The 19621-nt window shown below is 73.2% G+C and carries 15 protein-coding genes; 13 read left to right on the top strand and 2 right to left on the bottom strand.

The features are described from left to right. Positions 1–85: 85 nt before the first annotated feature. Positions 86–922: an NAD-dependent epimerase/dehydratase family protein gene (locus ABD358_RS26375; protein WP_344633654.1), complete on the bottom strand. Its 837-nt coding sequence runs from the start codon at positions 920–922 to the stop codon at positions 86–88. Between the two features lie 293 nt (positions 923–1215). On the opposite strand from ABD358_RS26375, the gene ABD358_RS26370 reads away from it, so the two are divergent. Then, the gene (locus ABD358_RS26370; protein WP_344633653.1) at positions 1216–2178 is read left to right on the top strand and encodes a 5-dehydro-4-deoxyglucarate dehydratase; all 963 of its coding nucleotides are present in this window, start codon (positions 1216–1218) and stop codon (positions 2176–2178) included. 242 nt (positions 2179–2420) lie between these two features. Further along, positions 2421–4034, top strand: a complete 1614-nt coding sequence (locus ABD358_RS26365) for a sodium:solute symporter family protein (protein ID WP_344633652.1) — start codon at positions 2421–2423, stop codon at positions 4032–4034. A gap of 82 nt (positions 4035–4116) precedes the next feature. On the opposite strand, the gene ABD358_RS26360 is transcribed toward ABD358_RS26365, so the two are convergent. After that, on the bottom strand, positions 4117–4488 hold the full coding sequence (locus ABD358_RS26360; protein WP_344633651.1) for an MmcQ/YjbR family DNA-binding protein: 372 nt from the start codon (positions 4486–4488) through the stop codon (positions 4117–4119). 232 nt (positions 4489–4720) lie between these two features. Here ABD358_RS26360 and ABD358_RS26355 point away from each other — a divergent pair, with 232 nt between their 5' ends. The 11 genes from ABD358_RS26355 (at position 4721) to ABD358_RS26305 (ending at position 19591) form a co-directional block, all read left to right on the top strand. Beyond that, positions 4721–5908: an ROK family transcriptional regulator gene (locus ABD358_RS26355; RefSeq protein ID WP_344633686.1), complete on the top strand. Its 1188-nt coding sequence runs from the start codon at positions 4721–4723 to the stop codon at positions 5906–5908. Between the two features lie 285 nt (positions 5909–6193). Next, positions 6194–7726 (top strand): sugar ABC transporter ATP-binding protein, encoded by a 1533-nt coding sequence (locus ABD358_RS26350; RefSeq protein ID WP_344633650.1) that lies wholly within the window; start codon positions 6194–6196, stop codon positions 7724–7726. Between the two features lie 77 nt (positions 7727–7803). Then, entirely contained in the window at positions 7804–8745 is a 942-nt protein-coding gene (locus ABD358_RS26345; protein ID WP_344633685.1) for an ABC transporter permease, read from the top strand. A gap of 76 nt (positions 8746–8821) precedes the next feature. Next, complete coding sequence (locus ABD358_RS26340; RefSeq protein ID WP_344633649.1) at positions 8822–9868, top strand: substrate-binding domain-containing protein; 1047 nt, start codon at positions 8822–8824, stop codon at positions 9866–9868. A gap of 73 nt (positions 9869–9941) precedes the next feature. Then, complete coding sequence (locus tag ABD358_RS26335; RefSeq protein ID WP_344633648.1) at positions 9942–11165, top strand: Gfo/Idh/MocA family protein; 1224 nt, start codon at positions 9942–9944, stop codon at positions 11163–11165. A gap of 21 nt (positions 11166–11186) precedes the next feature. After that, positions 11187–12194, top strand: coding sequence for a sugar phosphate isomerase/epimerase family protein (locus ABD358_RS26330; RefSeq protein ID WP_344633647.1), 1008 nt, complete (start codon positions 11187–11189; stop codon positions 12192–12194). Between the two features lie 239 nt (positions 12195–12433). Then, positions 12434–14887 carry a PQQ-dependent sugar dehydrogenase gene (locus tag ABD358_RS26325; RefSeq protein ID WP_344633646.1) on the top strand — a complete coding sequence of 818 codons (2454 nt, stop codon included), beginning with the start codon at positions 12434–12436 and terminating at the stop codon, positions 14885–14887. Positions 14888–15019: 132 nt separating this feature from the next. After that, positions 15020–16363, top strand: coding sequence for a ThuA domain-containing protein (locus tag ABD358_RS26320; RefSeq protein WP_344633645.1), 1344 nt, complete (start codon positions 15020–15022; stop codon positions 16361–16363). 248 nt (positions 16364–16611) lie between these two features. After that, the gene (locus ABD358_RS26315; protein ID WP_344633644.1) at positions 16612–17820 is read left to right on the top strand and encodes an inositol-3-phosphate synthase; all 1209 of its coding nucleotides are present in this window, start codon (positions 16612–16614) and stop codon (positions 17818–17820) included. Next, a complete protein-coding gene (locus tag ABD358_RS26310; protein ID WP_425576430.1) occupies positions 17772–18713 on the top strand; it encodes an SCO3242 family prenyltransferase in 942 nt (313 codons plus the stop codon). The genes ABD358_RS26315 and ABD358_RS26310 overlap by 49 nt, the downstream gene beginning before the upstream one ends. Then, the gene (locus ABD358_RS26305) at positions 18710–19591 is read left to right on the top strand and encodes a sugar phosphate isomerase/epimerase family protein (RefSeq protein WP_344633642.1); all 882 of its coding nucleotides are present in this window, start codon (positions 18710–18712) and stop codon (positions 19589–19591) included. The genes ABD358_RS26310 and ABD358_RS26305 overlap by 4 nt, the downstream gene beginning before the upstream one ends. Positions 19592–19621 lie beyond the last annotated feature (30 nt).

The raw sequence follows: 19621 nt of genomic DNA, 5'->3' as shown, positions 1-19621 counted from the left end.
GCCGGACGGGGAGCGCGGTGCGCCCCGTCCGGCCGGCCGCGCCGCGGTGTCCGCGGGGCCGGCCCCGACACCGGCCCCGCGCGTCTCAGTGCGGCCAGATCGGCGGGTTGGTGGTGAAGTGCCCTCCCACGCAGGCGTGGTCGGGGTTGTCCGGGTCGAGTTCGCCCTGCTCGGCGATGAGCTTCTCCGCGTACGGCTCGGAGTCGTCCTGCGGCTCGTAGCCCAGCGCCCGTGCCGAGGAGAGGTCCCACCACAGCCGGGTGTTGGCGGAGGAGCCGTAGACGACGGTGTGGCCGACGCCCTCGGCGGTCAGCGCGGCGTGGAAGAGGCGCGCGCCGTCGGCCGGGCTCATCCAGACCGAGAGCATCCGCACCGTCGTCGGCTCGGGGAAGCAGGAGCCGATGCGGACGGAGACGGTCTCGATGCCGTGCCGGTCCCAGTAGAGCTGGGCCAGGTCCTCGCCGAAGGACTTGGACAGGCCGTAGAAGGTGTCGGGGCGGTGCGGGGTGTCGACGGGGATCAGCGGGTCCCCGTCGCGGGGGCGGGGGGTGTAGCCGATGGCGTGGTTGCTGGAGGCGAAGACGACGCGCCGGACGCCCTCCTCGCGGACGGCCTCGTAGAGGTTGTAGGTGCCCTCGATGTTGGCCCGCAGGATCTTCTCGAAGGAGGCTTCGAGGGATATGCCGGCCAGGTGGACGACGGCGTCCACGCCCCGGACGGCTTCGCGCAGCGCCGAGCGGTCCGCCAGGTCGGCGATGATCGTCTCCTCGGCGGGCTCCTGCCCGTCCCTGCCGGGCAGGGGTTCGACGGGGGCGACGTCGAGGAGTCTGAGGGTGTAGCCGTAGGAGGGCAGCAGCTCCCGCATCAGGGTGCCGAGGCCGCCCGCGGCGCCGGTGAGCAGGACGGTGCGGGGAGAGGGCATGGGACGTTCTCCTCGGTGCGGAAGAGGGGTGACGCACACGGTCGGCACACACCCAGAGTTCCGCATGCGTGGACGATATTCACATCCTTGAGCACGCTAAGGAGTACTCGGGCTACCGTCAAGTGTAGGGGCGAGGGCCTTCCGCTCTTCTGTCGTGGCTGTTGAAGAGGGAGTTGGGCGAACGGTGCCTTGACCGCCCCGGGGTACTGCGCCTACCGTGGCCATGTTCATAAATGTAAACAGTGGTCATCAATATGCACGTCATCTGCCGTGCCTCACGCCCAGGGAGTGCCGTGACCTCAGCCCCCCTCGCCCAGCGCCTCGATGGCCTGCTCTTCTTCCCCGTCACCGCGTACGGGCCGGACGGAGCCCTCGACACCGAGGTGTTCCGCGCCCATGTGCGGCGCGGTATCGACGCCGGCGCCGCCGCGGTCTTCGCGTGCTGCGGCACCGGTGAGTTCCACGCCCTGACGCTCGAGGAGTTCCGCGTCTGCGTCTCCGCCGCGGTGGCGGAGGCCGCCGGGCGGGTGCCGGTGATCGCGGGCGCCGGCTACGGCACCGCCCTCGCCGTCCAGTACGCCCGCGCGGCGCGGGAGGCGGGTGCCGACGGGCTGCTCGCCATGCCCCCCTACCTGGTCGTGCCCGACCAGGCGGGACTGTGTGCCCACTACACCGCCCTCGCCGACGCCGCCGGGCTGGACGTCATCGTCTACCAGCGCGACAACGCCGTCCTCGCCCCGGAGACCGTGGCCCGTCTCGCCCGGCATCCCAGGATCGTCGGCCTGAAGGACGGCGTGGGGGACCTCGACCTGATGCAGCGGATCGTCAGCGCCGTGCGCACTGCGGAGCCCGACGGGGAGTTCCTGTACTTCAACGGACTCCCCACCGCCGAACTCACCGTTCCCGCCTACCGGGGCATCGGGGTCACGCTCTACTCCTCCGCGGCCTTCTGCTTCGTCCCGGAGATCGCCATGGCCTTCCACCGGGCCCTCGCCGACGGCGACGACGCGACGGTGCACCGTCTCCTCGACGGGTTCTACCGTCCCCTGGTGGAGCTGCGGAACAAGGGGCGCGGCTACGCCGTCTCGCTCGTCAAGGCCGGGGTGCGGGCGCGCGGCCTGGAGGTGGGCGGGGTGCGGCCCCCGCTGAGCGAGCCGGCCGCCGAGCACCTCGGCGAGCTGGAGGCCCTGGTCGAGCGCGGGTACGCGCTGCTGGCGGAGACGGCCGGTGCGCGGAAGGCGGGGAGCGCCGTGTGAGGCGGGGCCGCCGCGCTCCTCGGGCGGTGCCGGCCGGCCTAGGGCCCCGGTGATTCCGGTGGCGGAAGGCAGTGTTCATGGCGTTCATGAATTTGAACACTGCCTTCTGCGCAAGGAATCTTTCCCGCCGTGCTCATCCGGCGTTTCATACGTATTGACGCCCCATGACGGCGCTCCTACTGTGACGCCCACGCATTCATAGAGTTGACGCCAGTTCACATCTATGAACTTGAGGAGCCGTCATGGCCACATTGGACTGGATCGTGCTGGGCGCCTACTTCCTCGTGATGTTAGGCATCGGGCTCTGGTCGAGGAAACGCATCCACACCGTCGCCGACTTCTTCACGGCCCGTGGCCGCATACCGTGGTGGCTCTCCGGAATCTCGCACCACATGTCCGGCTACAGCGCGATCATGTTCGTGACGTTCGCGGCCGTCGCGTACGACCACGGCGTCACCGTCTACTTCTGGTGGCCGCTCACCATCGGGGTCGGCATCGGGATCGGCGCCTTCCTGTTCGCCGCGCGGTGGAACCGCCTGCGCGCCAAACACGGCGTCAACTCGCCGCTCGCCTACCTCGCCATCCGCTACAACCTCCCCACCCAGCAGGTCCTCGCCTACAGCGGCGCCGCCCTGAAGGTCGTCGACATCGCCTCCAAATGGGTCGCCATCGCCCTGCTGCTCAAGGGATTCGCCGGCATCCCACTGGGCTGGGGCATCACCCTGACCGGCATCTGCACCATGTTCTACATGGCCTTCGGCGGCCTGTGGGCCGATGTCCTCACCGACTTCGGGCAGTTCGTCATCCAGGGCGTCGCCGGATTCGCGATGATCTTCGCGCTCTTCGCGCACCTCGACGGCGCGGCCACGCTCTGGACGATGTGGGACGACCTGCCGGACGGCCACGGCGACCCGGTCGCCGGCCCCGTCACCAGCGGACTGATCATGGCCTTCCTGCTGGTGAAGACCTTCGAGTACAACGGCGGCATGTGGAACCTGGCCCAGCGCTACATGGCCGCGCCCTCCGGCTCCAGGGCGAGGAAGTCCGCGCTGCTCTCCAGCTTCCTGTGGATCGTCTGGCCGTTCATCCTGTTCGTGCCGATGATCGCCGCCCCCCTGGTCGTCCCCGGCATCGAGAACGGCGAGGAGTCCTACATCAGACTCGCCCAGGAACTGCTGCCCGCCGGTCTCATCGGACTGCTCCTGGCCGGGTTCTTCTCGCACACCATGGCCATGGTCGCCTCCGACTCCAACGTCATCACCGCCGTCATCACCCGCGACCTCGCCCCGGTGCTCGTCCCGCGCGTACGGCGCCTGACACAGGCCGGCCAGCTGATGTTCGCGCGGATCACCACGGTCGCCTTCGTCCTGTTCAGCATGGCCTTCGCGCTCTTCGCCGACCCGGACGGCTTCATCATGACGGTCGTGGTGAGCATCGTCGCCGCCACCATGGGCCCGATCTCCATCCCGCTGATGCTCGGCATGCTGCCCTGGTTCCGGCGCCACGGGCCGCTGGCGGCGCTCGTCTCCTGGGCGGGCGGGCTCGCGGTGTGGGCGTACCTCTACTGGGGCGTGGAGGACGCCTCCCAGACCGTGAACGTCGGCGTGCCGGTGCTCACCTCGCTGGTGCTGTACCTCGTGGTCGGGCTGGTGCGGCCCGAGGGCAGCGCGGAACGCGACGCCCTGATCGACTCCCTCCGCACCGACCCCTCGGACGCCGAGCGGATCGCCGTGGAGGAGAAGCTGCTCGGGGATCCGCCCGCCTCGGACAGCGCGGCCGTGGCGGAGACGGTCGCCGTTCCCCCCGGTTCCGCCGGAGCCGCGCAGCACCCCCCGCGGACGACCTCGCACTCCTGACGCGCCCCGCGGGAACGCCCGCCGGCCGAGCGCGGGTGCGGCCCGGACACCGCGGTGTCCGGGCCGCACCCGCGCTCGGGGCTCACCGCGGGCTTCCGGCCCCCGCGCCCGGCACCAGTCCGGGGAACGCCTCGGCCAGGCGGTCGGGCGCGGCCTGCCGCCAGGAGTCGACGACGATGTCGCGCAGCTCGGCCAGGTCCTCCAGGGCCGCCAGCCTCACCCGCACCCAGGCCGAGGAGGCCTCGTGCGGGGGCACCCAGAACTTCTCCGGCTCGGCCGCGATCAGCTCCTCCCGCTCGTGCCGGGGGCAGCGCACGGCGATGGAGGTCTCGTCGTCCGGAACGGTGAGGTACATCTTCCCGGCCACCCGGAAAGTGGGCATGCTCCACGCCTCCTTCTCGACGGTCTCGGGAAGGGACAGCGCGATACGGCGGACGTCGTCGGCATCGATCACGGCCCTACGGTAGCCGCCCCGGAGCCAGGCGTGCCGGTTCCGGGGGCCGTGGGACCCGCCTTTGTCCTGAGTCCGGAAAAAGTGAGCGCCATTCCCTGCGCAACTTCTTCCCAGCCCCGACAGCCGCTGCTATGTTCCCCGTGAAAGTCCGGCGGGACCACGGGAGTTCGCCGGGACCGAACAGACTGGCATTCCCACGCGTGAGGACGGGGAGGAGGGCGGCGTGAGACGGATGACGGCTCGACCCGCGAACGCGCACCAGGCCCGGCTCCTCCGCCTGCTGCGCGACGGGGGCCCCAACTCCCGCGCCCAGCTGGGCGACCTGGTCGACCTCTCCCGCTCCAAGCTGGCGGTGGAGATAGACCGCCTGCTGGAGACCGGCCTCGTGGTGGCCGACGGACTCGCCGCCTCGCGCGGCGGACGCCGGTCCCACAACATCCGGCTCGCGCCGGGGCTGCGCTTCCTCGGCATCGACATCGGCGCCACCTCGGTCGACGTGGCCGTCACCAATGCCGAGCTGGAGATCCTCGGCCACCTCAACCAGCCCATGGACGTGCGGGAAGGGCCGGTCGCCGTCTTCGAACAGGTCCTCTCCATGGCGGCCAAGCTCCGCGCCACGGGAGTGGCCGAGGGCTTCGACGGCGCCGGCATCGGCGTACCGGGACCGGTCCGCTTCCCCGAGGGCGTCCCCGTGGCACCGCCGATCATGCCCGGCTGGGACGGCTTCCCCGTCCGCGAGGCGCTCAGCCAGGAACTGGGCTGCCCGGTCATGGTCGACAACGACGTGAACCTCATGGCGCTGGGGGAGCAGCACGCGGGCGTGGCCCGGTCCGTGCAGGACTTCCTCTGCGTCAAGATCGGCACCGGCGTCGGCTGCGGCATCGTCGCGGGGGGCGAGGTCTACCGCGGCGCGACGGGCAGCGCCGGCGACATCGGGCACATCCAGGTGGAACACGGTTCGCAGGGCCGCCAGTGCGCCTGCGGCAACCGCGGCTGCCTGGAGGCGTACTTCGGCGGCGCGGCACTCGCCCGCGACGCCGAGGAGGCCGCCCGGGACGGCCGGTCGCCCGAACTCGCCTCCCGGCTGGAGACCGCCGGACGGCTGACGGCCGCCGACGTGGCGGCCGCCGCGTCGGCGGGGGACACCGCGTCCCTCGACCTCATCCGCGTCGGCGGCAACCGCATGGGCCAGGTCATCGCCGGCCTGGTCAGCTTCTTCAACCCCGGCCTGGTGGTGATCGGCGGCGGTGTCACCGGCCTCGGCCACACCCTGCTCGCCAGTATCCGCACCCAGGTCTACCGCCAGTCCCTGCCCCTGGCCACCGGAAACCTCCCCATCGTGCTCGGCGAGCTGGGACCCGTCGCCGGAGTCATCGGCGCGGCCCGGCTCATCAGCGACCACCTGTTCTCCCCGGCCTGACGGCCGGACACGGCACCATCCGCACCGCGCCACGACCGCACCACGACCGCATCGAGCCGCACCACCGCGGCGCCCCCGTGCCGCGCCACCGGACGCACGTCCGCGCCCCGCACCACGCACGGTACGGGCCGCACCACCTCCACGACCCGCACCGAGTCCTGACCTGTTCTGAACAGTCCTGAACAGCCCTGACCTGCCCTGAACAGCTCTGCCCTGCTCCGCCCTGCCCACCGGCCGCACCCTCCCCATGGCCCGAACGGCATGGGGTGCCTCCAGGAGTCCGCCATGGCACCAGAGCACGACCAGCCGGCCCCCGCCCCCCTCCTCGTCCTGTCCGGCGTCACCAAGTCCTTCCCCGGCGTCCGCGCCCTCGACGGCGTCGACCTCGACATCGCGCCCGGAGAGGTGCACTGCCTGCTGGGCCAGAACGGCGCCGGGAAGTCCACCCTGATCAAGGTGATCGCCGGGGCCCACCAGCCCGACGGAGGCGAGATCACCTGGCTGGGGGAGACGGTCCGGCCGAAGTCGCCCACCGCCGCCGTGCGCCTGGGCATCGCCACCATCTACCAGGAACTGGACCTGGTGGAACACCTGTCGGTGGCCGAGAACGTCTTCCTCGGACACGAGGTCGCCACCGGCGGCTTCGTGCGGGCCCGCGAGGCCCGCGCCCGCACCGCCGCCCTCCTGGCCCGGCTCGGCCACGCCGAGATCGACCCGGACGCCCCCGTCGGCTCCCTGCCGGCCGCCGGGCAGCAGGTCGTCTCCATGGCCCGCGCCCTGTCCCACCGGGCACGCCTGATCGTCATGGACGAGCCGTCCGCCGCGCTCGGCCCCGACGAGGTCGACAACCTCTTCCGGATCGTCGCCTCCCTCACCGCCGAGGGCGTGGCCGTCCTCTACATCTCCCACCGGCTGGAGGAGATCCGCCGCATCGGCGACCGCGTCACCGTGCTGAAGGACGGCCGCACCGCCGCCCGCGGACTGCCCGCCCGCACCACCCCCACACGCGACGTCGTCGCCCTGATGACCGGCCGCGACGTGGAGTACGCCTTCCCCGACCGTCCGGTCCGCCCGCCGGACGCCGAACCCGTGCTGCGGGTCGAGGGGCTCGCCCGCCAGGGAGAGTTCGCGCCGCTGGACCTCCAGGTGCGCCCCGGCGAGATCGTGGGGCTGGCCGGACTGGTCGGCTCCGGTCGCTCGGAGATCCTGGAGACGATCTACGGCGCCCGCCGCCCCAGCGCGGGCCGGGTCCTGGTCGACGGCCGGCCCCTGCGCCCCGGCAGCGTCACCGCCGCGGTGCGCGCCGGACTCGGGCTCGCCCCCGAGGAACGCAAGGCCCAGGCCCTGCTGATGCTCGAATCCATCACCCGCAACGTGACGCTGTCCACGCTCTCCCGCTTCTCCCGCGGCGGCTGGCTGGACCGCTCGCGCGAGCGCGCCACCGCCCACGCGGCCGTCCGCGAGCTGTCGATGCGCCCCGACGACCCCGACCGCCCGGTGCGCACCCTCTCCGGCGGCAACCAGCAGAAGGCCGTCCTGGCGCGCTGGCTGCTGCGCGACTGCCGGGTCCTGCTGCTGGACGAACCCACCCGCGGCGTCGACGTCGGCGCCCGCGCGGAGCTGTACGCGCTGATCCGCCGGCTGGCCGACGCGGGCCGGGCCGTGCTGCTGGTCTCCAGCGAGGTGCCCGAGGTCCTCGGCCTGGCGGACCGGGTGCTGGTGCTGCGCGAGGGCCGCGTCGTCCACACCGCCCCCGCCCGGGAGCTCGACGAGCACCGGGTCCTCGACCTCGTCATGGAAGGGAGCACGCCGTGCTGAGCGCCGCGCCCACCGGGAAGCCCGCCGAGGAGAAGAACGCCCCCGCGTCCCCGCCCCGCGGGAGGGGGAGCAGGACCGTGCCCGTGGACCTGCACCACCTGTCCCTGCTCGGCGTCCTGGCCGTGCTGGTGGCCGTCGGGGCCGTCACCGCGCCCGAGCAGTTCCTGAGCGCGGGCAACCTCCAGCTCATCCTCACCCAGGCGTCCGTCATCGGCGTCGTCACCGTCGGCGTCACCTTCGTGATCATCGGAGGCGGCATCGACCTGTCCGTCGGCGCGATCGTCGCGCTGGCCTCGGTGTGGGCCACCACGGTCGCCACCCAGGAGTTCGGACCGGGCGGCATGCTGCTGTGCGCGCTGCTGGTGGGACTCGGCTGCGGACTGGTCAACGGCCTGCTCATCGCCTACGGGCCGATGGTCCCCTTCATCGCCACCCTGGCCATGCTCGCCTCCGCCCGCGGCCTGGCCCTGCAGATCAGCGACGGCAAGACCCAGGTCATCGAGGTCGACGCCGTGCTGGAACTGGGCATGCGCGACGCCTATGTGCTGGGCGTGCCCCCGCTGGTGCTGGTCTTCGCGGCCGTCACCCTGGCCGGCTGGCTGCTGCTGGGCCGCACCACCTTCGGCCGCCGCACCGTGGCCGTCGGCGGGAACGCCGAGGCCGCCCGGCTGGCCGGCATCGACGTCAAGCGGCAGCGACTGCTGCTGTACCTGCTGTCCGGGCTGTGCTGCGGCATCGCCGCCTTCATGCTGATCGTCCTCACCGGTTCCGGCCAGAACACCAACGGCAACCTCTACGAACTCGACGCCATCGCCGCCGCGATCATCGGCGGCACCCTTCTCAGCGGCGGCCGGGGCACCATCACCGGTTCCGTCCTGGGCGTCCTGGTCTTCACCACCATCACCAACCTGTTCGCGCTCAACAACCTCCAGAGCGACGTCCAGCAGATCGCCAAGGGCGCGATCATCGTCGCCGCCGTTCTGGTCCAGCACCGCACCGCGCGCTCCGGTACCGCGTAGCCGGGCCCGGCCCGCGCCCTCCGCGACCCCGTCGGACACCACCTCGCACCCCGCACGTCGAACGAAGGGTCCTGTCATGCCCACACCCTCCCTCCCCAGCCGCAGAGGGCTGCTCCTCGGCACCGCCGCGGTCTCCGCCGGCACCCTCCTCACCGGCTGCACCAGCAACGAGAACAACGACAAGGACACCGACGCCCGTCAGGCCGACGTCGCCGAGGACAAGCCGGGCAAGCCGGTCACCATCGGCTTCGCCGGGCCGCAGGCCGACCACGGCTGGCTCAACGCCATCAACGAGATGGCCACCAGCCGCGCGGAGAAGTACTCCGACGTCACCCTGGAGATCACCGAGGGCTCCAACGACACCGCCCAGCAGATCGGCCAGATCGAGACCCTCATCAACAAGAAGGTCGACGTCCTGGTCGTCCTCCCCGCCGACGGCAAGGCCCTCACCCAGGCCGGGCTCAAGGCCATGCGCGCGGGCATCCCCGTGGTCAACCTCGACCGGATCTTCGCCTCCCCGCAGGCGTACCGCTGCTGGGTCGGCGGCGACAACTACGGCATGGGCCTCAACGCCGGGCGCTACATCGGCGAACGGCTGAAGGACAAGAAGAACGCCAAGGTCGTCGAACTGGCCGGCATGGACAACCTGGAGCTGACCCGGCAGCGGACCCAGGGCTTCGACGACGCGCTGAAGAACTACCCCAACATCGAGAAGGTCGCCCGCCAGGCCGCCGACTTCACCGTCGAGTCCGGCCAGGCCAAGATGGCCCAGCTGCTGCGCGCCGTACCCGAGTTCGACGCACTGTGGAACCACGACGACGACCAGGGCGTGGGGGCCGAGCGCGCCATCGAACAGGCCGGGCGCGACGAGTTCTTCATGGTCGGCGGCGCGGGCTCCCGGCACGCCATGGACGCCATCAAGGCGGACGACACCGTGCTGAAGGCCACCGTGCTCTACCCGCCCACCATGGCCGCCTCCGCCATCGACCTCGCCCGCGCCCTCGGCCAGGGAAAGGGGATCGGCGGACTGGCCGAGTTCGAGATCCCGGCCTCACTCACCCTCTACTCCGCCGTCGTCACCAAGGACAACGTCGACCAGTACCTGCCGACCGGCTTCCGGTGATCCGCACCGCGACCCCCGCGGCCGGGGCCCTCCCGGCGCGGACCCGACGGCGCGGAGACGATTTGGAGACCCCATGGACGCTTCCGACAACGAGAGCAAGCGGCCCACCCTCGGGGTGGGCATGGTGGGCTACGCCTTCATGGGCGCCGCCCACTCCCAGGCCTGGCGCACCGTCGCCCACGTCTTCGACCTGCCGCTGACGCCGGTGATGTCCGCCGTCTGCGGCCGGGACCCGGACGCGGTGCGCGCCGCGGCGGACAGGCTCGGCTGGGCCGCCGCCGAGACCGACTGGCGCGCGCTGGTCGCCCGCGACGACGTCCAGCTCGTCGACATCTGCACCCCCGGCAGCAGCCACGCCGAGATCGCCGTCGCGGCCCTGGAGGCGGGCAAGCACGTCCTGTGCGAGAAGCCGCTGGCCAACACGGTGGAGGAGGCCGAGGCCATGGCCGAGGCCGCGCGGGCCGCCCGGGCGCGCGGCCAGGTGGCCATGGTCGGCTTCAACTACCGGCGCCTGCCGGCCCTGGTGCTGGCCCGCCGCATGGTGGAGACCGGCCGGATCGGGGACCTGCGGCACGCGCGGGTCGCCTATCTGCAGGACTGGCTCACCGACCCCGGCTTCCCGCTGACCTGGCGGCTGCGCCGGGAACAGGCCGGCTCCGGCGCGCTGGGCGACATCGGCTCCCACGCCATCGACATCGCCCAGTACCTGGCCGGTGAGCCGCTGGCCGGGGTCTCCGCGCTGACCGAGACCTTCGTACGGGAGCGGCCGCTGCCCGAGGGGGCCGTCGCGGGACTGTCGGCCACCGGAGGCGCCGAGCGCGGCGAGGTCACCGTGGACGACGCCGCGCTGGTCACCGGACGGCTCGCCTCCGGGGCGCTCGCCTCATTCGAGGCCACCCGCTTCGCGACGGGCCGCAAGAACGCGCTGCACATCGAACTCAATGGGGAGCGCGGCTCGCTCGTCTTCGACCTCGAACGCCTCAACGAGCTGCACTTCTACGACGGCACCGAGCCGCCGTCCACCGCCGGGTACCGCCGCATCCTGGTCACCGAGCCCGACCACCCCTACCTGGAGGGCTGGTGGCCGCCCGGCCACGGCCTCGGCTACGAGCACAGCTTCGTCCACCAGGCACGGGACCTGCTGCTCGCCGTCGCCGCCGGGGAGGGGCCCGAACCCTCCTTCGACGAAGGACTCCAGGTGCAGCGGGTGCTGGCCGCGGTCGAGGAGAGCGCCGCGAACGACTCCGCCTACACCCGGGTGCCGCCGGCGTCGCCGGTGAGCCCCGTCCCCGCCTGACGCGTACTTCGAGGAGGCACCGTGCCCCGACCCTTCACCCTGTTCACCGGACAGTGGGCGGACCTGCCGCTGGAGGAGGTCTGCCGCCTGGCCCGCGACTTCGGCTACGACGGTCTCGAACTCGCCTGCTGGGGCGACCACTTCGAGGTGGACCGGGCGCTGCACGAGCCCGGCTACCTCGACGGGCGCCACGCGCTGCTGGAGAAGTACGGCCTGAAGTGCTGGACGATCTCCAACCACCTCGTCGGCCAGGCCGTGTGCGACGCGATCATCGACGAACGGCACCGGGCCATCCTGCCCGCCCGGATCTGGGGCGACGGCGAACCCGAGGGGGTGCGCCGGCGGGCCGCCGCCGAGATGGCCGACACCGCCCGGGCCGCCGCCGCCTTCGGGGTGCGCACCGTCGTCGGCTTCACCGGCTCGGCCATCTGGCACCTGGTCGCGATGTTCCCGCCCGTGCCGGAGGCCATGGTCGAGCGCGGCTACGCCGACTTCGCCGACCGCTGGAACCCGATCCTGGACGTCTTCGACGCCGAGGGCGTCCGCTTCGCCCACGAGGTCCACCCCGGCGAGATCGCCTACGACTACTGGACCACCCACCGGGCACTGGAGGCCGTCGGCCGGCGCCCCGCCTTCGGACTGAACTTCGACCCCAGCCACTTCGTGTGGCAGGACCTGGACCCGGTGGGTTTCCTGTACGACTTCCGCGACCGGATCTACCACGTGGACTGCAAGGAGGCCCGGCGCCGGCTGGACGGCCGCAACGGCCGCCTCGGCTCCCACCTGCCCTGGGGCGACCCGCGGCGCGGCTGGGACTTCGTCTCGGCCGGGCACGGCGATGTGGCCTGGGAGGACGTCTTCCGGATGCTCCGCTCGATCGGCTACGACGGACCCGTCTCGGTGGAGTGGGAGGACGCGGGGATGGACCGCGTCCAAGGGGCGCCCGAGGCACTGACCCGGCTGAGGACGTACGACTTCGAGCCTCCCTCGGCCGCGTTCGACGCCGCCTTCGGAGGCGGCGGGGACTGAGGGCAGGGCCGGTGACCAGCCCGGCGGCGTGCCGTGCCGCCGGGCGGTTCCCCCTGCCCTCCGCCACTTTGTCCGACTGAAGGAAAAAGCTGACCTGTCAGGTGTCAAAGGGGTTTCCGGATCGGACGAAGGCCGTTACGGTCCTTTGATATGTACCGGTCATCGGTATCCCCCTCCCCGACCGGTCCCGGCGCGACGGCGCGCGCCTGTCACACACCGTCATCCCCCGGAGGACATCCGTGCACAGGAAACGGTCCAGACTCCGCACAGCCCTCGCCGGCCTCACCAGCGCACTCCTCGTCGGCGCGACCCTCACGCTCACCGCCCCGCACGCCGGCGCCCAGCCCGACCGGGCCGACGCCGCGGCCGAGGAATTCCAGCAGGTCACCCTCGCCCAGGGGGCCGCCGAGACCGGCGAGCCCATGTCGCTGGCCGTCCTCCCCGACCGGTCCGTGCTCCACACCTCGCGCGACGGCACGCTCAGGATCACCGACGCCGCCGGCGAGACCCGGATCTCCGGGAAGATCCCCGTCTACACCCACGACGAGGAAGGACTCCAGGGCGTCGGCGTCGATCCGGACTTCGCCGAGAACCGGGCGATCTACCTCTACTACGCGCCCCCGCTCGACACCCCGCCCGGCGACGCCCCCAACGAGGGGACGGCCGAGGACTTCGCCCCCTTCGAGGGCGTCAACCGCCTCTCCCGCTTCGTGCTGAGGGAGGACGGCACCCTCGACACGGCCAGCGAGAAGAAGGTCCTCGACGTACCCGCCACCCGCGGCATCTGCTGCCACGTCGGCGGCGACATCGACTTCGACGCCGAGGGCAACCTGTACCTGTCCACCGGCGACGACTCCAACCCGTTCGCCTCCGACGGCTTCACCCCCATCGACGAGCGGGCCGACCGCAACCCCGCCTACGACGCCCAGCGGACCTCCGGCAACACCAACGACCTGCGCGGCAAGATCCTGCGCATCAAGGTCGCGGACGACGGCTCGTACACGATCCCCGAGGGCAACCTCTTCCCGCCCGGCACCGGGAAGACCCGCCCCGAGATCTACGCCATGGGCTTCCGCAACCCCTTCCGGATGAGCGTCGACAAGCCGACCGGCACCGTCTACGTCGGCGACTACGGGCCCGACGCGGGCGCCGCCGACCCCGAACGCGGCCCCGCCGGACAGGTCGAGTTCGCCCGGGTCACCGGACCGGGCAACTTCGGCTGGCCCTACTGCACCGGCGACAACGACCCGTACGTCGACCACGACTTCGCCACCGGCACCTCCGGGGAGCCGTTCGACTGCTCCGCACCGAGGAACACCTCGCCGAACAACACCGGCCTCACCGAGCTCCCCCCGGCGCAGCCCGCCTGGATCCCCTACGACGGCGGCTCCCTCCCCGAGTTCGGCAGCGGCTCCGAATCCCCGATGGCCGGACCGGTCTACCGCCACGACCCCGAACTCGACTCCCCGGTGAAGTTCCCCGAGAGCTACGACGGCGACTTCTTCGCGGGCGAGTTCGGCCGGCGCTGGATCAAGCGCATCGAGCACGACGCGGACGGCACCGTCCGCTCCATCAACCCCTTCCCCTGGTCCGGCACGCAGATCATGGACATGGCCTTCGGGCCGGACGGCGCGCTGTACGTCCTCGACTACGGCACCGCCTGGTTCGGCGGCGACGAGAACTCCGCCCTCTACCGGATCGAGAACGCCACCGACGGACGCTCGCCCGTCGCCCAGGCGACGGCCGACCGCACCTCCGGCCGGGCGCCGCTGAAGGTCTCCTTCTCCTCGGCCGGCAGCTCCGACGCCGACGGCGACGCGCTCACCTACTCCTGGGACTTCGGCGACGGCGGGACCTCCACCCGGGCCAACCCCACCCACACCTACCGGAAGAACGGCACCTACACCGCCACCGTGACCGTGAAGGACCCCTCCGGCCGCACCGGCTCGGCCTCCGTCCACCTCACCGTCGGCAACACGGCGCCCAAGGTGACCCTCGAACTCCCCGGTGACGGGCAGCTGTTCACCTTCGGCGACGAGGTGCCCTTCAAGGTCCGGGTGAGCGACCCCGAGGACAAGAAGATCGACTGCTCCCGGGTCAAGGTCACCCACATCCTCGGCCACGACAGCCACGGACACCCCGTCACCTCCGCGACCGGCTGCTCCGGCACCATCAAGACCACCGCCGACGGCGAGCACGACCCGAACGCCAACATCTTCGGGGTCTTCGACGCCGAGTACACCGACCTGGGGGCGGGCGGCCAGCCGGCGCTGACCACCCACGACCAGAACGTCCTCCAGCCCAGGCACCGGCAGGCCGAGCACTACGGCGACTCCCACGGTGTGAACGTCGTGGAACACGCCCCGGCGCACGGCGGCCGGGCGGTGGGGGACATCCACGACGGAGACTGGATCGCCTTCGAGCCCTACCGCGTCGGCAACGCCACGTCCCTCACCGCGCGGGTGGCGTCCGCCGGCTCCGGCGGCACCCTGGAGATCCGCACCGGATCCCCCACCGGCAGGCTGATCGGCTCCGCCGAGGTCGAGCCGACGGGCGGCTGGGAGACCTACACCGACGTCACCACGCCCATCAAGCGGCCGCCGTCCGGGACGACCACGCTCTACCTGGTCTTCAAGGGCAGCGGCGGCGGAGCGCTCTACGACGTCGACGACTTCGCCTTCACCACCGGCTGACCCGACCCCGCGGCCGTGTCCCGGGCCGGGAGCCCGGGACACGGCCCGGAACCGGACCGAGCAGCACCCGGACCGATTCCCGCGAGCCGGGGCGGACCCGACGGACCGCCCCGGCCGAGGAAGGACATCCGCATGCACGCATCCGCACGCCTCGCCACGGCCGCGGGCGCCGCGGCACTGGTGCTGGCCGCCACGGCACTGCCGGGCAGCGCCGCCCAGCCGGACCCGCGGGACCCCCGCGCCGAGGAGAGCCGCGTCCTGGTCTTCTCCAAGACCGCCGGCTTCCGCCACGACTCCATACCCGACGGCATCGCCGCCGTCGAGGAACTCGGCGCGCGGGGCGGCTTCGCCGTCGACGCCACCGAGGACGCCGGCGCCTTCACCCGGAAGAACCTCGACCGCTACGCCGCCGTCGTCTTCCTCTCCACCACCGGCGACGTCCTGAACACCGCCCAGCAGAAGGCCTTCGAACGCTACATCGAGAACGGCGGCGGGTACGTGGGCGTCCACGCCGCCGCCGACACCGAGTACGACTGGCCCTTCTACGGCGGACTGGCGGGCGCCTACTTCCGCTCCCACCCGCACGTCCAGCAGGCGACGATCAAGGTCGAGGACCGGGCGCACGCCGCGACCGCCCACCTGGGCGCCACCTGGGAGCGCACCGACGAGTGGTACGACTACCGCACCAACCCGCGCGAACAGGCCCACGTGCTCGCCACCCTCGACGAGTCCTCCTACATCGGCGGGACGATGGGGGAGGACCACCCCATCTCCTGGTGCCGGACCTACCGCGGCGGCCGCGCCTTCTACACCGGCGGCGGACACACCCGGGAGTCCTACGCGGAACCGGCCTTCCGCGCCCACCTGCTGGGCGGCATCCGCTACGCCATCGGCGCCGTCCAGGCCGACTGCCGCCCCGAGAAGGGCTACACCCCGCTCTTCGACGGCACGGACACGCGGGGCTGGAAGCAGGCCGGGCCGGGCTCCTTCACGCTCCGGGACGGAACGCTGACCTCCACCGGGGGCATGGGAATGCTCTGGTACGAGGCGAAGGAGTTCCGGTCCTACTCGCTGAAGCTCGACTGGAAGGCGTCCGGGGACGACAACTCCGGGGTCTTCGTGGGCTTCCCGGCCTCCGACGACCCCTGGTCGGCGGTGGACAACGGCTACGAGATCCAGATCGACGCCACCGACGTGCCGGAGAGGACCACGGGATCGGTGTACGGCTTCCGGTCCGCCGACATCCGGGCCCGCGACAGGGCGCTCAACCCGCCGGGGGAGTGGAACACCTACGAGATCCGCGTCGAGGGCGAGCGGTTGAGGGTCCGGCTCAACGGCGTGGAGATCAACGACTTCACCAACACCGACCCGGCGCGCAGCCTGGCCCAAGGACACATCGGCATCCAGAACCACGGGGACGGCGACGAGGTGTCCTTCCGCAACATCCGCGTGAAGGAACTGCCCGCCGGGGACTGACGACCGTCCCGCCCAGGTCCGGCCGCCGGCGGCCCGAGGGGGACCGGCGGCGGCCAGGCGGCGGGCGGGGAGACCGCCGACTCCCCGCCCGCCGCCGACCCCACCACCGCCACGCCGCTCCCGCACCACGGCCCGCCCGTGTGCCACGGCACGCACCGTCACGGCACACCGCCACGGCACACACCACCGCGCGCCACGCCGTCACCCACGTCGGGCAACGCCGCACCACTCACCCCCGGGAGGCAGCCATGACCACCGACCGCCACGACCGGCCCTCCTCCGGCAGCACGGCCGGACACCCCACCGATCCGCCGCGCCCCGCCGCCCCGGCCCCCGGCCCCGCCGCGCGACCGCCCCGCACCGGGATCTGGCTGATCGGGGCACGGGGGTCCGTCGCGACCACCGTGGTGGCCGGATGGGCGGCGATCACCGCGGGGCTGCACCCGCCCACCGGCATGGTCACCGAGACCGCCCCCTTCGAGGGGAGCGGCCTCCCGCCCCTGGCGACCCTGGTCTTCGGCGGACACGACACCGCCGACTGCCCCCTGCCCAAGCGGGCGGAGGCCCTGGCGGCGGGCGGAGTCCTGCCGCACGGACTGCCGGCCGCCGTGCACGCGGACCTGGCCGCCGCCGACGCCGCGATCCGCCCCGGCGGACCGCAGCCCGGCGACCGCCGCACCGACGAGGAGCTGATCGACGCCTTCGCCGCCGACCTCACCGCCTTCGCCGCCGACCACGGGCTCGCGCGCACCGTCGTCGTCAACGTCGCCTCCACCGAACCCGCCCCCGAGGGCGGCGACCGGCTGCCGCCGAGCTCCCTCTACGCGGCGGCGGCCCTCCGCGCCGGCTGCCCGTACGTCAACTTCACGCCCTCCGCCGGACTGCACCACCCGGCCCTGGCGGACGCCGCCGCCCGCTCCGGACTCCCGTACGCCGGACGCGACGGCAAGACGGGGCAGACGCTGCTGCGGTCGGTGCTCGCGCCGATGTTCCGCCGGCGCGCCCTGGAGGTGCGGGCCTGGTCCGGCACCAACCTGCTGGGCGGCGGGGACGGCGCCGCCCTCGCCGACCCGGCCGCCGCGGCGGCCAAGAACGCGGGCAAGGCCCGGGTCCTCGCCGACACCCTCGGCGAACTCCCGGACGGCGACCTGCACATCGACAACGTGCCGGCCCTCGGAGACTGGAAGACCGCCTGGGACCACGTCGCCTTCGAGGGCTTCCTCGGCTCGCGGATGGTCCTCCAGACCATCTGGCAGGGCTGCGACTCCGCCCTCGCGGCCCCGCTCGTCCTCGACCTCGCCCGCCTGACCGCGGCCGCCCACGCCGCCGGACTCTCCGGTCCCCTCCCCGGGCTCGGCTTCTTCTTCAAGGACCCCGACCCGGGCGCCGCCTCCTCCCTGGAGGAGCAGTGGCGGGCGCTGTCGGCCTTCGCCGACCGTCTCCGGGCGGGCGCGTGAGCCCCCGCCCCGGCCGCCTGCGGGCCTGGGCCGAACTGCTGCGGGTCCCGGCGCTGTTCACCGTGCCCGGCCGGGCCCTCGCCGGCGCGGCGGCCGCCGGGCGCCCGCCCGGCCGCGGCACCGCGCTCGCCGCCGGCGCCTCCCTCTGCCTCTACGAGGCCGGCATGGCGCTCAACGACTGGGCCGACCGCGACACCGACGCCGTCGAACGGCCGCACCGCCCGCTGCCGTCGGGCCGCGTCGCCCCCGGCGCGGCCCTGGCGGCGGCGGGCGGGCTCACCGCCGCCGGGCTGGCGCTCGCCGCCGCGGCCGGACGTCCCGCCCTCGTCACGGCCGGCGTCCTCGCCGGCACGGTCTGGGCCTACGACCTCGCGCTGAAGAACACCCCCGCCGGACCCGTCGCCATGGCCGCCGCCCGCGCCCTGGACCTCGCCCTGGGCGCGACGGCCACGGCCCCGGCGGACGCGCGCGGCGCCGCACGGAGGGCGCTGCCGCCGGCCGCGCTGCTGGGCGCGCACACCCTGGCCGTCACCGCCGTCTCCCGGCGGGAGGCGCAGGGCGGCTCCGCCCTGCCGCCCCTGGCCGCGCTGGCCGCCACGGCCGCGATCTCCCGCGCGGGGGCGGGCCGGCCCGCCACCGCGCGGGGAGCCGGCGCCTTCGCGACCGCCGGGCTCTGCGCCGCGTACGGCGCGACCGCCGCCCGGCCGTACGCCCACGCCGCCCTCAACCCGTCGCCGCAGCTCACCCAGCGGGCCGTCGGCGGCGGCATCCGCGCCCTGATCCCGCTCCAGGCGGCGCTCGCCGCCCGCGCCGGCGCGCCGGCGACCGCGCTGCCGCTGCTCGCACTGCTGCCGATCGCCCGCCGCCTGTCCCGAAAGGTCAGCCCCACATGACCCCTCCGCGCACGCCCCCGCGCTGGGCCTACGGCACCAACGGACTCGCCGACCTGCGTCTCGACGACGCCCTCGACCTGCTCGCCGACCTCGGCTACGCCGGCGTCGGCCTGACCCTCGACCACATGCACCTCGACCCGCTCGCCCCCGCCCCCGAACTGGCCGCCCGGACCCGGCACGTCGCCCGCCGACTGGAGAGCCTGGGGCTGGCCGTCGCCGTCGAGACGGGGGCGCGCTACGTCCTCGACCCCCGGCGCAAGCACCACCCCACCCTCCTCGACCCGGATCCCGAGGCCCGCGGCGCCCGCGTCGGACTGCTGCTGACCGCCGTACGGATCGCCGCCGACCTCGGCGCGACGGCCGTGCACTGCTTCAGCGGCCGCACCCCGCCCGGCACCGACCCGGAGACGGCCTGGAAACGGCTGGCGGAGGCCGTCGCCCCCGTCCTGGCCGCCGCCGACTCCGCGGGCGTGCCGCTGGCGGTGGAACCCGAACCGGGCCACCTCCTGGCGGACCTGGCCGGCTTCCACCGCCTGCGCACGGACCTCGGCGACCCCGGCGGGCTCGGCCTGACGCTGGACATCGGCCACTGCCAGTGCCTGGAGCCGGACCCGCCCGCCGACTGCGTCCGCGCCGCCGCGCCCTGGCTGCGCCACGTCCAGATCGAGGACATGCGCCGCGGGGTCCACGAACACCTGCCCTTCGGGGAGGGCGAGATCGACTTCCCGCCGGTGCTGGCCGCGCTCCACGAGGTGGGCTACGACGGCCTGGTCGGCGTCGAACTGCCCCGTGACTCCCACGCCGGCCCCGGCCTGGCCGCCGCGTCCCTCGCCTTCCTCCGCGAGGCGGACCGAACCGCCGGAGGCGCACCGTGCTGACCGACACCGAAACCGACACCGAAACCGGCG

This window comes from Streptomyces glaucosporus, from assembly GCF_039533345.1.
GTDB lineage: Bacteria > Actinomycetota > Actinomycetes > Streptomycetales > Streptomycetaceae > Streptomyces > Streptomyces glaucosporus.
Note: the sequence above shows the minus strand (reverse complement) of the source record. Positions and strands in the feature narration are given on the sequence as shown.

Excerpts from the sequence above, each read along its gene's own strand:
- ABD358_RS26375 (WP_344633654.1), bottom strand. The coding sequence starts at position 922 with ATGCCCTCTCCCCGCACCGTCCTGCTCACCGGCGCCGCGGGCGGCCTC.
- ABD358_RS26365 (WP_344633652.1), top strand. The coding sequence starts at position 2,421 with ATGGCCACATTGGACTGGATCGTGCTGGGCGCCTACTTCCTCGTGATG.
- ABD358_RS26355 (WP_344633686.1), top strand. The coding sequence starts at position 4,721 with ATGACGGCTCGACCCGCGAACGCGCACCAGGCCCGGCTCCTCCGCCTG.
- ABD358_RS26350 (WP_344633650.1), top strand. The coding sequence starts at position 6,194 with ATGGCACCAGAGCACGACCAGCCGGCCCCCGCCCCCCTCCTCGTCCTG.
- ABD358_RS26340 (WP_344633649.1), top strand. The coding sequence starts at position 8,822 with ATGCCCACACCCTCCCTCCCCAGCCGCAGAGGGCTGCTCCTCGGCACC.
- ABD358_RS26335 (WP_344633648.1), top strand. The coding sequence starts at position 9,942 with ATGGACGCTTCCGACAACGAGAGCAAGCGGCCCACCCTCGGGGTGGGC.
- ABD358_RS26320 (WP_344633645.1), top strand. The coding sequence starts at position 15,020 with ATGCACGCATCCGCACGCCTCGCCACGGCCGCGGGCGCCGCGGCACTG.
- ABD358_RS26315 (WP_344633644.1), top strand. The coding sequence starts at position 16,612 with ATGACCACCGACCGCCACGACCGGCCCTCCTCCGGCAGCACGGCCGGA.
- ABD358_RS26305 (WP_344633642.1), top strand. The coding sequence starts at position 18,710 with ATGACCCCTCCGCGCACGCCCCCGCGCTGGGCCTACGGCACCAACGGA.